Source organism: Streptomyces sp. NPDC101234, assembly GCF_044767525.1.
Lineage (GTDB): Bacteria > Actinomycetota > Actinomycetes > Streptomycetales > Streptomycetaceae > Streptomyces > Streptomyces sasae.
The window spans coordinates 57,269-69,961 of the sequence record NZ_JBIWOA010000026.1; the positions used below are offsets into that span (position 1 = coordinate 57,269).

The window sequence follows — 12,693 nt, forward strand, 5'->3', positions numbered from 1 at the left end:
AGGTCAGGGAGTGGGTGATGAAGGCCCGCGGTTGATAGCCAGTCCTGTGGCCTCGCCTCGAGCGCGGGCAAAAGCGCCCTCGACCTCGTCGCGGGTGACTTCCTTGTAGAGACGTTCCCCGTGAGCGTCGGAGATGTCGATGACGATGCCGGTCCACTCCTCTGCGGGTTCCTCGGGCACAAGCCCGAGTTGGTATTCGGCATCCCGGAGCACTTCCTCCGTCACCCGAACCCCGGTCAGCCGCTCGGCGAGGGCGAAGACCGCCGCCTTGGTGTCGACACGCTCGCCCTTCTCGCCCTCGTCGTCCGACAGCGCGAAGCCAACCGCACGCATAACCGAGTTGAGGGCATCGGGAGTGCTGCCAGCCCTGGCCGTGGGCCACTCGAAGGTGGTCCGGAGTTCCCCGTCCTCATACCAATGGAAGAAGTGCATGGGCTTACCTCCATTGCTGGAGTGCACTACAGCGCACCCGCCATCCGACAAGGCCTCCAGAAAGCGCGACTGCATCCCCATGCCCCCGTCTGCGACGTGCAGGACGAGCGTCCAGTCACCACCTTCGCCTGGGACGGTGAATGCTCCCGCGATGAAGGACTCGTCCCAGTAGTCCGTCGGGTCGCCCAGTTCGTCCTGCCGCTCGATCAACGCGTCCGCCCCTGTGCACGTGCCCTGGGGTTCCGCCTCCATCACCTGCAGCACCTCCCTCGGGGCAACGCCCCGCACCAGGGTCAGGGTGTACCCGGTTTCCAGCGCATAGCGGAACAACGGAGAGGAACGTATCCAGGCATAGTCATGTGCGGTCACCGAAGTCATGCGGCACAGTCTGCCTGCTGCCAGTGACAAGGCCAGGAAACAAGCTGGTCACTGTCACAGCCCTCGCACATTCCGCGTCGACCCAGCCGGTGAATCCCTCACGAACCAGTCGCCGGAGTCGTTCACGCGTGCCCAGGACAGCCAGGAATAGCGCACCCACGGAACAAGTGCTCTGCGCCAGTGAGCTGTAGATCGTGATCTTCATGTCTGGGATGTGGCTTGTCGCCGGTAATGGCTGGTGCGAGACCGGGCTTGGTGGCGGCGTCGCCAGTCGGACCAGCCGAGCCGGTGGGTTGCGCTGTGGGTCGGCCGGACGACGAGTGTGATGAACAGACGCTGAATCTCGTTGCAGGACAGCGGGACCAGCCCATCCGGGGCGGGATGGCTGGCGTGTTCGTCGGCGCGGACGACAGCGAGGAAGGCATGGGCGAGCATGGCGAGGGTGACTCAGCGGACCCAGGAGGGATAGCGGCGGACCTGGTGCTCATCGAGTCCGGCCAGCCCCTTCTCGGCCTGGAAGGTCTCTTCCACCCGCTATCTGGATCCGGTGACCCGCACCAGCTCGGCCAGCGGCACCGGCCGGGGCGAGAAGCAGCGGTAGTAGGCAAGTTCTCCGGTGGAGCGGTTACGGCGGATCAGCAGCTGGTGGCGGCCCGGGCACGGGCCGGCCAGGTCGATGACGGCCCAGTCGTAGAAGCGGTGCCCCTTCGCACCGTGTCCGGCCGACAGCCTCTGCCAGGCCCGCTTCGGCAGCCGTTTGACCAGATGGTCGGCCCGGAACTTGCCTGCTGGGGTGGGGACTTCTACGGAGCAGGCCACCGCAAGGACGTAGCCAATGCCGCGTTCTGCCAGAGCTGTGCGCAGTTTCGGGTTGTCGCCGTAGACCTCATCCCCGGTGACCCAGCCCACGTGGTGTCCGGCGTCGAGGAACCGTTCGATCATCGTGCGGGCCAGTTCCGGCTTGGTCGCGAAGACGATGTCCTCGCCGAGCCCTGCTGCCCGGCATCGTTCCGGGTCGCGCGTCCAGGAGCGCGGGATGTACAGCTCCCGGTCCACCGCCGCGTGTCCCCGATCGCCCGCGTAGACGAGGTAGACCGCGACCTGGGAGTTCTCGATCCTGCCGGCGGTACCGGTGTACTGGCGTTGGACGGCGACGGTGTGGGTGCCCTTCTTCACGTCGCCGGTCTCGTCGACGACCAGCACCGCGGCCTCGTCGTGGAGGTGCTCGATGACGTATTCGCGCACGTCATCACGGATCGCGTCGGCGTCCCAGACGGCCCGGGACAGCAGGTGCTGCATGCCGTGCGGGGCGGTATCGCCAGCCCACTCCGCGATCGTCCAACAATTCTTGCGCGGCAGGTCCGACAGCAGACCCAGCACCAGCCGCCCGGCCCGCAGCCGAGGCTCGACCCTCGCGAACCGGCCCGCTATCCGGCCCATGGCAACCTCGAACGCCTCCCGCCAACGCGCGGGATCTATGCTGTGGCCCGCGGCCACCGTCTCGTCGTCAGTCCACACAACTCACGATGATCAACGGTGGCCGCACCTCTTGTGGTCTCCCCCTGTCAGTGCCGGACGAGACAGAACGGGTGTCCTGCCGGATCCCCGAAGATGCGCCAACTCCGTTGTCCGTCACCCGCGTCGAGCAGTACGGCGCCCTGCTTGAGGACGTCTTCCTGAGCTTGTTCCAGGTCCTTGACCTCCAGGTCGAGGTGGAACTGCTGGGGGTGAGTGGAGTCCGGCCACCGCGGCGGCTGGTAGTTGTCCACCCGCTGGAAGGCCAGCACGAACCCGCCGTCAGTGTGGAGTGTGGCCCAGCCCTCCCCGAGCGACCACCGCGGATCCGGCTGGTTCACTACGCCACCGAGAAGCGACTGGTAGAACCGGGACAGCCCGACGACATCGGCACAGTCCAACACCACGCACTGCAGCTCAGTGGTCGGCTCCGGAAGTCCTTCGGGGGTTGATCACGTAGCAGGCACAGCGGAGGATTCTTCCTGGCGAAGGGCAGTGTCCCGGTCGAGTCTGGCCAGCAGATCGTCCAGGTCGGAGGTGGTGAACTTCCACTGGAACGGCTGTGCTGTGACGTTGTAGCGGTCTTCGAAGGCTCGGAGCCGGTTCCTGACCTGGGCAAGGTCGGTGAAGTCGTTGGGTGACACGACCTTGCGCTGGACGATGCAGAAGTAGATCTCCACCTGGTTGAGCCAGAAGGCGTGGACTGAGCCGCGTGCATCGTGAAGTCGCAGGTTACGGGTCTGGTGTGCGCAGGGTTCTCGATACTTGTGCAAGTCGCGGGCGGATGACTTCGGTGAAGATCGTCGGGCGTCCCATTCCGGTGGTCTGCTGGGTTCGGCTGCGCCCGCGACCAACCCGCGCCTACGATCCGTCGGCAGGTCGGCACGCCATGAGATCGAGGGGACTGCGGAAATGCAGGAGCGGCAGTGGATCACCACTCGCCGAGGCGAACTGGATTCCCTCGCCGAGCAGTTGACCAAACAGCTGCAGGAGGTCCAGGTCGAGCGGGACGAACTGGCGATCGCGGAACGAGTGTTGAACCGATTGGCCGAGCAGGCCCAGGCCGACGCCGAAGCTGTCGCTCCGGTGTCCGCGAAGGTGGCCGGGCGGGCGGTCTTGCTCATCCCGCACCGCAGCGACGCGGCCGACGAGGACGCGTTGCCCGGCGACTACCGCAAGATCCTGGCGATCGTGCGGGAGGCCGACGGCCCGGTGCAGGTCAGGGTGGTCGGCGAGCGGCTGGGCCTGGAGACTTCGGTGCGCGGCAAGCTGGAGCCGTTGCGCGCGAAGATGACCAAGCTCGCCGACCGCGGATGGCTGCACAAGCGGCCCGACGGGCGGTTCACCGCGCGTCCGTGACCGCGCAGGACGGGGCGTAACTGGCGGGCCCCCGACGGCAGTTGAGTCTGGTGTGAAGAAAGCCAACCACGTCGTCGAGGGCCCTGACGGCCTTGTCTACACCGCCCGTCTGCCGCTGTCGAGCGCCACCCTGAACTATCTCGCCGCCCTGATACGCGGCCACTGCAAGAAGATCAGCTCACGGTGGCGGGCCCTGCCCCCGGGAAGGATCGCCGCCATCGTGCTCGCAGTACTGCGCTGTGACCAGCGGCCGGGCGATCTGGCTGGCGGCAACGGGATACACCGCACCACCGTCACCCGGTGGGTCCGCGAAGTCGTCGGCCTGCTGGCCGCCCGCACCCCGCGCCTCCAGCGGGCCCTGAAGAAGATCGCCCGAACGGGCGGCGGAGTCGTACTGCTGGACGGCACGCTGATCCGCACCCGACGCCGCACCGGCACAGCGAACCGGAAGAACTACTCGGGCAAGCACAAGTGCCATGGCCTGCTCGTGATCGCCCTCACCGACGACCGTGGCCGGCTGCTCTGGGTCTCGGCGACCCGGCCCGGACGGACCTCGGAGATCACCGCCTGCCGGCACGACCAGCTCACCGCCAAGCTGCGGGCGGCCGGGCTCGGCGCCATCGCCGACCTGGGATTCGTCGGGCTCGACGACAGCGACCCGGACGCCGGCCCAGCGGTGATCACCGGCTACAAGGCCGCTCGGAACCGGCCCCTGGCACGGGGACAGAAGCTATCCAATAAGGCGCTGGCAGCCGTCCGGGCCCCAGTCGAGCACGGATTCGCCCACCTCAAGAACTGGCGCGTGCTCGGCAGGCTCCGCACCGACCCCAAATGGGCGACCGCCCTTGTCAGGGCCCTACTGGTCCTCACGAACCGCGAAGTCACCCGCTGACCGACGATCTTCACCGAAGTCACCCGCCCGCGACCAGCACGAGCTTCCTGAACCCCGCGCACACCAGCCCCCTCACCAGCAACTTCACGATGCACACCGCTCACTGGGGGGTGGACCATGACCGCGTTCGGGAAGACGTTGGTCAGGCGGTTGGCTGCCTTCTGCCCGCGGTGGGAGGAGCCGTTGTCCACGACCCAGAAGAGACGCTCCGCGCTGGCGTACGGCTCTTGGCCCATGACCTGGGCGACCAGGTGCATGAACGGGTCGATGCCGGTGCGGGGCTCGGTGCGGCCGAACACCCGGGCGTGGTGGACATCGTAGGCGGCGAGGTAGGCCAGGGCACCGCCGCGCCCGTAGGTGTGGTTGACCCGCATCGCCCGGGCCTGTCCGGGGGCCAGGGTGGGGTGGCAGCGGCAGCGGGCCTGGATGGAGGTCTTCTCGTCCGCGCTGATGACGTACTCGTCCGGTCCGAGCGGTTCGCCCTGCCAGGTGCGGGCGTACAGGTCCAGTACACGGGCGGCCTTGGGTCCGAAATCGGGGTCGTGGATGAAGATCCAGGAGCGGTGCTGCCAGGGCTTGAGCGCATCCTGGGCCAGCCAGCGGCGGACGGTGGACGCCGACACGGCCGGGGCGATGCCCCGTACCACGGCCTCGCGGGCCAGCTCCGGGCATGACCAGCGTGACAGCGGCGCGTCGGTCTCGGCGGGCAGTTGGCAGGCCAGGGCCTTGGCCCGGGCGGCCTGCAGTGCGGTGAACGAAGGCGGGCGACCGGGGCGCCGGCGGTCGGCCGGCCCAGCCATGCCCTGCTCGGCGAACCGGCCCCGCCACCTGCGCACGGTATCCAGGTGCAGGCCCGTCTCGCGGGCGATGCGCGCGTTGGAGCGGCCCCGTGCCGCGTGAAGCACGACGTTCGCGCGCATCCGCGCCTGGTGGGGCGTCTTGTAGCCGTAGGCCATCTTCTTCAGCCGGTGCCGCTGCGAGGCGGTGAGCGATATCGGGCAGGCGGCGGCACGGGGTAAGGCAGGCAGGCCGATCAGCAGAAGTGGATCTTACCGGCTGGAGCCTGCCGCACCACTGCCGCGGGTGCCCAGGCGGGACGGCCCCATGTCCACCGACCACCTACGACACTCAAGCCCCTGGGCCCGCGCAGCTGCTGCAGGAGCGGGCGGCGCTGGGCGGTGTCGACCAGTTCCGGCGGTGTGGTTCCGGTCAGGCAGGGGTTCGGTTCGGGACAGAGTCCGAGGATGGCGGGGTTCGGACGGGTGGGGGCTGCTTACTGTCGACGAGGTCTGTTGGCAACTATCTCCGGGATGGGCGCGCGGCTTCGAAGGATCTGAACGGACCCGGCAATGCCCCGACTTCACTGCGCGTCTTCTGCCCGCATCGTGTGAACCACCGAGGTAGGGGGTCCTTAGCGTGCCGTCCTTGCTCCATTATGAGATCCTCACGGATCCGACATCGCTTCAAGCCTCGCGTCCTGGTGCGCCGTCCGCGGGGACGGTATACCTGATCGTCTCCAATCCGCACCTGGCCAACGTGAAGTGGCAGCACATCGATGTGCTGATACCGATCGGCAGCGGCAGCGGTGACCTGACGGACAACGCCGCAGCGATCACCGCGAGTATCCCCAGGAGTTACCAGCCACTGCCCGGTGACGACGCCCCGGCCTTCACTTGGCGCAGCGGGGACCGCTTCCGGGCCGCAGCCCCCACGGGGCAGGATATGACGCTGCCCGGACAGGAGCACATGGTCCTGAAGCTGGAGAACATCCCTGTCTCCGAGCATGCGGGCCTGGCCGTCGTGTCGATCCATGAGCTTGCCTACGGCGGCGACAACAACGCGCCGGCGTATAACCCGCAACACCCCTACTACTACGGAACCACGCTCGGGCTGGTGAAGCAGACGCCGCAGGTCCCGCAGAACTTCCGCGCGGAACTGTCCCTGGTGGGCGAGAGCCAGAACGTCGTCCTGCACTGGGACGGGCCGAACAGCCTCAAGTACTGGATTCGCCATCCGGACGGGTCCCCGGAAGAGGTTCCGCCGGTGCAGCCCGGTCCGACACCTTACGGGCACCACACCCACACACTCCGACGCCCCCTGAAGCGGGGCACCACCTACACCCTCGTAGCCGGGACCGTCGGCACCAACGGGCAGGCGCAGGAGGGGTACTTCCTCACCACCACCGTCCACGCGCTCATCCCCGAGTTCGAGAGCGGGACGCGCGCCCCGTGGATCGAGGGGACGACGGACCGAGGCCGGGTCACCTTCACCAGGGACGGCGCGAGGGCCGACGACTTCAACAGTGTCCTGGGGACGATCGAAGCCGCGATTGCCGACGTCCACGACGTGAGGACCGGGAGGGTCAAGGGACGGAGCGCCGACTCCGGCTGGATCGGCTTCCCCGACACCGGCATCACCGTTCACCACGGCCCCAACCAGGACCTCGGCGTCGTCACCGCCGAGCTCATCGACGTCAAGGGCGTCAACACCACGTGGGTCGGTGATCGCGACAGTGGCAAGGGCTGGATCGGGTTCCCCCAGCCGGGCATCGACGTCCGCAAGGACGGCGGCCAGGCATGGGGCTCCGTCTCGGCCGACACAGCGGACCTGAACAGCGTGACCACACAGTGGGTCGAGGGACCCAACGACAAGAAGAGCCGCCTTGCCTTCACCGACACGGGAGTGAAGATCACCGACCCCGACCGCCACAGGGGCACCATCGTGGCGGGCGAGACCAACGTTCGCAGTGTCGTCACCCCTTGGGTGTCAGGGCCTATGCCCGGAGCGGGATGGATCGCTTTCCGAGTGGAGGGGGTGGATGTGATGCGGGACAGTGAGGTCTCCTTCGGCACGATCCGAGCCGCCTCGTACGAGGAGAAGCACGGGGGGACCGGACGCCCCCTGCACCGAAGGCTCCCCCCTTATGAATGGCCGCCGAAGTCGAACAAGCAGACACCTTCCACTAACAGCCACCTGCGCGAGGATCCGGAATAGACGACCAGGCCGGCTTCCTTCGGATCATCGAGCGGCCAGGATGAGGATGCCTGCGACGAGGAGAGCTGCCGGCGCAGAGGTTTCTCAGGCCTCGTGTCGGCGACGTGCGGTGAGGCTGGTTACCCCGCTGAGCGCTTGCCGCCCGTCCTCCAGGTGGGCTTTGCCGATAGCCAGCCGGCGGATTGCCTCGGCGTAGATGCGGACCAGCTTGCCCAGGCCGCTGTTCTCTCGCCGGAGGCGGGCGATCTCGTCATCGGACCGGACGCTGTCCTTCGGGGCCGTGGCCGAGCGGCGCCGGTCGGCCAGCTGGCTCTGCAGTCAACCCCCCGAAGGACTTCCGAACGCGACCACTTAGCGATCATGCAAGGCAGCGTCTCACGGCACCTGATCACGATCTGCGACTGGAGTACTTACTCCAGTCGCAGATCGTGACCTGACGTGAAGGCAGCTGCGGTGCGAAATGAGGGATGTACGGCGGGGTTGTGACGGCGTCAGTTCCACCTGTTCGTAACGCTGACAACCGTTCTGCCGCTCCGCAGCGCCCCGCCCTGCTCACCCTGCATCGACGCTGCCCACTCTGGCGTCAGCGCCACATGTACGCGCACGCTGGCACCACTACCGAACCCACCTCGCGCTCATTGTGTGACGCGGTGTCGGATCACGATCGGGATTGGAGTGCTGAGCCGCTTCCGTCAGTTTCCAGTCAGGATCAAGCCGCCGTCGACGGTGAGCACGGTGCCGGTGACGAACTGGTTCTCCATCAGGTAGAGGTTTGCTGCGGCGATCTGCTGCGGCTCGCCGATCGCGCCGGTGAGGGCGCGCCGCGCGAAGGTGTCGAACACGGCCGCACGCTGGGGTTCGGGAACAGCGTCCCACAGCGGGGTACGGACGGCGCCCGAGCGAACGGCGTTCACGCGTACGGGGGCGAGGTCGAAGGCCAGCCCGCGGGTGAGGCCCTCGGTGGCCGCGGATCCGGCGGAGGCGAGGGCGGCGCCGGGGACCGGACGGACGCCGACCGTGCCCGTGGTGAAGGTGATCGAGCCGCCGGGGCGGATGCAGGGGGCCGCGTGCTTGGCGACGGCGACGGCTCCCCAGAACCGCACATCGAAGGTACGGCGGGCCTGGTCGAGCGGGAGTTCGGCGAGCGCGCGGCGATCGGGCTGGTCGCCGGCGGTGAACACCACGTGGTCGAGTTCGCCGACCCGGGCGAACAGGTCGGCGACGGCCGCCTCGTCGCGTACGTCGAATGCGGCGCCGTCGCACGAGTCCGGGAGTTCGGCGAGCGCGACGTCGATGCGCTCCTTGCTGCTTGAGGCGATGGTGACGACGGCACCGGCTTCCGCGGCCGCGTGGGCCGTGGCCAATCCCATGCCGGAACTGCCGCCGATGACGACGATGCGCTGACCGTTGAGCGTCATGGTGCTCCTCCTGGATCCGTCAAGGCGATGTCTCATTGAGACATCACCGTAGCACCTTAATGTCTCAATGGGACATCAGTGCTAGAATCCCGGCTATGCCACGTTGGGAGCAGGGAGCGGAGGACCGGCTGCGCGAGGCCGCGCTGGCGCTGTTTCTCGAGCACGGGTACGAGAACGTCACCGTCGCGCAGATCACCGAGCGCGCCGGACTGACGCGTCGCACGTTCTCCCGCTACTTCACCGATAAGCGCGACGTACTCTTCGCCGGCTCGGACCAGCTTCCGGCCGCCCTCGCCGACGCCGTATTGAAGGCCGACGCCGAGCTCACTCCCTTCGAAGCCCTGCTCGACGCCCTCGAGAAGGTCGGCGACGTACTGGCAGAACGGGTCGCCCCGCACGCCGCGCAGCGACAGGCCATCGTCGACAGCAGCACCGAACTCCAGGAGCGCGGCCGCACCAAGTTCGCCGCCGTCTCCGACGCCCTCGACACAGCTCTCCGCCAGCGCGGAACTACCCCACCGACGGCAGGCCTACTGGCGAACGTCGGCGTCGCCATCTTCCGGACCGCGTTCGCCCGCTGGGTCGATGAGCCGGACGCCGCCGCCTACTCAGCCCGGGTACGCGAAGCCGCCGACGAACTCGCCCACGCGCTCGACCGTCGCTGACCAGACCCCCCTCGAACCCGAATCGACACCGGCCAAAGATCGCTCGGCGTCAAAAGACGCACGAAACGAGCCGAGCCCGCAGCGGCCTGATCCACCGGCGAGGCATCTACGTTGGTCCGCGTGGCGACGACACCACCGAGCCCGAGCACGCTGGTACCTCTGCCACGCACGCCTCGCCCTCAGCACGTAACGCAGCGCCCGGTCACGATCTGCGGCTGGAGTACTTACCGGGTCTTCCGCGCGGGGGTCCTGGGTGTGATCAGGGCCTGGGTGGCCGGTTCGGGTTCGAGGCCGAGGTCGGCCAAGTGCCGCTGGAGGCGCGTGTACGTGTGCCGTGCGGCGTCGTGGCGGCCGGCGGTTTGGTAGAGGCGGATGGCGTGCTGGTACAGCTGCTCGTGGTCGGGGTGGAGTGCGATGACGTGTTCCAGTGCGGTGAGAGCCGCGTCGGTCTGGTGCGTGTCGGTGGCGTGTTCGGCGTGGTGAGCCAGGCGCAGGACGACGTCGGCTGCTTTGGTGGCGAGGTGTTCGCGGATGCCGTCGGCCCACAGGTGGTCACCGCCGTGGACGAAGACTCCGCGGTAGTGGCGCAGTGCCTCGCGTACGGAGGACAGTTGCGTGCTCGGGTCGCCGGCGGCCGAGATCCGGTTCAGAGCTGCGGTGAAATCAGCGAGGTCTGTTTCCACAAGTTCGGGATGGAGCTTGTGGAGTTCCCCTTGAAGCAGTACGAATTCCTGTTGGGTAATTCCAGTCGCCGCTCGCAAGGCCCGTCGCACGGCGCGTCGTAGATTCTTCAGCTCGCGCGCGTTCTGCTCGATATCGCCGTCCAGGCGCAGGTTCTCGGCGATGTCGGCGGCCAGCAGGCCTGCCGGGTGGGCGGCCAGCAGGGCCAGGAATTCCCGTACTTCCGCTCGGAGGTTGACGCCGACAGGATCGTCGCTGCCCCGCGCGTAGAGGGTGACGGGGCCCAGGACGTGCAGGCGGATCGGCTTGTGCTGCTCGGGCCGCCGCGATTCGCATGATTCGGCAGGACGCGGGAGAGACGCGGGAGCGGCCGGTTCGGCGTCGTTGTCCTCGTCGGCCTCGGCCGGATCTCCAGCGGGTGGTGCGAGTGTCTCCGTGCGTTCGGCGGGGATGACGCGCAGCCGGGGGCGTTGTCCATGGGCGGCGAGGACGACTTCGATGACGTCCCGGGCGGCTTCGGCGGTGAGCTGGAACAGGCGCAGTTCTTCCGTCCACGATGCCCGTGCGGCACGCGAGGAGGTCCTTGTCGGCAGGCTCGTGGCGCCGCCGGCGGCAATGTGCCATGGGGTGGTCCCGGGCAGGGCGGTATCGAGGGTGAGGACCAGCAGGGCGTCGGGGTCGGTACGCGTGGCCAGCGCCTGGAACTGCCCGGTGTGAGCCGGTTCCGGCGTCGCGAGGAGGAGCAGGATGCCGGGGCCGGCGCCGTGCTGCTCTTCGTGATCGCCGTCAGGCCCCGCCACCGCCGCTTCCGGGCCGGGCTCCTGTGTCTGCTGCCGATGCCTCGCATGGGCGATCAGATGCTCTTCGGCCAGCTTGATGGCATGAGCCGTGTCGGTCGCCTGGGTCAGGGCCGTGAATTGAGAGGGAAGCCCAGGAAGCAGGCGGTCCGTCAACTCTTTTGGTACGACAGCCCGTAGAAGCGGTTCCTGCGGGCGTTGGCGTTCGGCGGCGGTGAGGATGCCGCACAGCAGGGCGCGGGTGGCCGCCTCGGCGCCGGGACCGCTCCAGTCGCAGCCTCCGTCGTAGGCCAGGGCGTCGAGGGCGATCTCCGTGTCGTCGGCCTGGCCGATGGTCACTGCCTGAACCGGCTTGGGTCGTTGGGGCTGAGTGCGGCGGGTGACGAGCGTGTCCGGGTCCGTCGGCGTGCGCGGGAGCGCGGCTTCTCGTGCCGCCCGTGTGGCTTTCTCGACGACTGGGCTGAGCTCCGGCTCGTGTACGTCCGTGCCCGGCCGGCGCGAGCGGTTGCGGTGGACGCGGACGTAGCGCAGTGCGGCCAGCAGCCCGGCCGCGGTGGTGATGCCGATCAGGCTCGCTTCACCGACGCTGACAGCGACCGCCCCTCGCCCAGTATGACGTTGCGCATCTCCACGCCTTCGGTCTGCGTCGTCCTTCTGCGCGCTGTGAGGAGCGGCCTGCCGTGGAGCTGCGGGCTTGTCCGGGGTCTCCGGCGTATCGGGGACGGAGGGCGCGGGCGAGGTGAGATGTGCGGGAGGCGGAGTGACCGTTTCAGCGACGGGGATGGCCAGCCGCCAACCCGGCAGGATCAGATCCGGGTCGGTCAGTTGTCTACCGTCGGGCTGGACGCGGTCCTTGTTCAGCTTGTAGATCCGCGGCCATTTCACGGGATCGTCCAGGTGCGTCGCCGCGATGTCCCACAACGTGTCGCCGGCTACCACCGTGTACTCGACGAGCCGATGCCCCTCGGCCGCCTCCGCCGAAAGCCGCATTCGAGCGTCGTCACCCCCGGCCTTCGAGCCTTCCGACCGGGATACGGCTGCCAAGGCCAACGCGGGGTGCAGCGGTGCCGTCGCCGCTACCCGTGACGTCAACTCTCGAATTCCTGACGGCTGCTGGGCGCTCGCGGCATGAGGTCGCCACAGCCCGAGGACGGCCAGGACGAGGGTGCCCACGCACAGCGCCGCCAACGACCGCTTCAAGGAGAGCGTGGCCACGTGCTCGGCGTGCACGCCACGGTCGCGCATCAGCTGCGGCAGATGCGTCGCGTACCAGGCAATCTCCCGCACCACCGAGCAGGCGAACGCGCCCCAGCACACCCAGCCGAACAGCGCCAGCAGCTCGATCATCAGGGGATCGCCGACGGGCTCCGCGAGCCGATCGGTCAACTCCCGCCATGAGAACACCTGCTCGGGCCAGGGGACACCGGCCGCCGCCCACAGCACCCAGGGCATGCCGACCAGCAGGGCGAGCGTGATCAGGCCGGTGCCCGCCGCAGTGGCCGCTGCACGCAGCCGTACGCGGGCAAAGTAGTGGGACGTCATACGCAGGTGGTCCTTCCTTG

General features: G+C 68.2%; 9 protein-coding genes and 2 pseudogenes. 4 read left to right on the top strand and 7 right to left on the bottom strand.

From position 1 onward, the window contains the following. Positions 1-3 precede the first annotated feature (3 nt). The 4 genes and pseudogenes from ACIRR9_RS37600 to ACIRR9_RS37615 all read right to left on the bottom strand — a co-directional run bounded on the left by ACIRR9_RS37600 (position 4) and on the right by ACIRR9_RS37615 (position 3,005). Positions 4-810 carry a DUF6461 domain-containing protein gene (locus tag ACIRR9_RS37600; protein ID WP_403761539.1) on the bottom strand — a complete coding sequence of 269 codons (807 nt, stop codon included), beginning with the start codon at positions 808-810 and terminating at the stop codon, positions 4-6. Between the two features lie 201 nt (positions 811-1,011). After that, positions 1,012-2,250 (bottom strand): annotated as a pseudogene (locus ACIRR9_RS37605) (IS701 family transposase). Positions 2,251-2,375: 125 nt separating this feature from the next. Next, positions 2,376-2,732, bottom strand: coding sequence for a VOC family protein (locus ACIRR9_RS37610; protein ID WP_403761542.1), 357 nt, complete (start codon positions 2,730-2,732; stop codon positions 2,376-2,378). Between the two features lie 45 nt (positions 2,733-2,777). Continuing rightward, positions 2,778-3,005 (bottom strand): hypothetical protein, encoded by a 228-nt coding sequence (locus ACIRR9_RS37615; RefSeq protein ID WP_403761545.1) that lies wholly within the window; start codon positions 3,003-3,005, stop codon positions 2,778-2,780. Between the two features lie 232 nt (positions 3,006-3,237). Here ACIRR9_RS37615 and ACIRR9_RS37620 point away from each other — a divergent pair, with 232 nt between their 5' ends. Continuing rightward, the gene (locus ACIRR9_RS37620) at positions 3,238-3,684 is read left to right on the top strand and encodes a hypothetical protein (RefSeq protein WP_403761548.1); all 447 of its coding nucleotides are present in this window, start codon (positions 3,238-3,240) and stop codon (positions 3,682-3,684) included. A gap of 52 nt (positions 3,685-3,736) precedes the next feature. Continuing rightward, the gene (locus ACIRR9_RS37625) at positions 3,737-4,576 is read left to right on the top strand and encodes a transposase family protein (protein WP_403761551.1); all 840 of its coding nucleotides are present in this window, start codon (positions 3,737-3,739) and stop codon (positions 4,574-4,576) included. A gap of 152 nt (positions 4,577-4,728) precedes the next feature. Here the strand turns inward: ACIRR9_RS37625 and ACIRR9_RS37630 are convergent. Then, positions 4,729-5,532 (bottom strand): annotated as a pseudogene (locus tag ACIRR9_RS37630) (IS630 family transposase); the annotation flags it as partial. Between the two features lie 469 nt (positions 5,533-6,001). Between ACIRR9_RS37630 and ACIRR9_RS37635 the strand changes: the two are divergent. Then, positions 6,002-7,570 carry a hypothetical protein gene (locus ACIRR9_RS37635; RefSeq protein ID WP_403761554.1) on the top strand — a complete coding sequence of 523 codons (1,569 nt, stop codon included), beginning with the start codon at positions 6,002-6,004 and terminating at the stop codon, positions 7,568-7,570. Between the two features lie 692 nt (positions 7,571-8,262). Here ACIRR9_RS37635 and ACIRR9_RS37640 read toward each other — a convergent pair. Next, the gene (locus tag ACIRR9_RS37640) at positions 8,263-8,988 is read right to left on the bottom strand and encodes an SDR family oxidoreductase (RefSeq protein WP_403761557.1); all 726 of its coding nucleotides are present in this window, start codon (positions 8,986-8,988) and stop codon (positions 8,263-8,265) included. Between the two features lie 95 nt (positions 8,989-9,083). On the opposite strand from ACIRR9_RS37640, the gene ACIRR9_RS37645 reads away from it, so the two are divergent. Next, positions 9,084-9,653, top strand: coding sequence for a TetR family transcriptional regulator (locus ACIRR9_RS37645; RefSeq protein WP_403761560.1), 570 nt, complete (start codon positions 9,084-9,086; stop codon positions 9,651-9,653). A 224-nt stretch (positions 9,654-9,877) separates the two neighbouring features. Here ACIRR9_RS37645 and ACIRR9_RS37650 read toward each other — a convergent pair whose 3' ends face one another. After that, entirely contained in the window at positions 9,878-12,673 is a 2,796-nt protein-coding gene (locus ACIRR9_RS37650) for a BTAD domain-containing putative transcriptional regulator (protein ID WP_403761563.1), read from the bottom strand. Between the last annotated feature and the right edge of the window lie 20 nt (positions 12,674-12,693).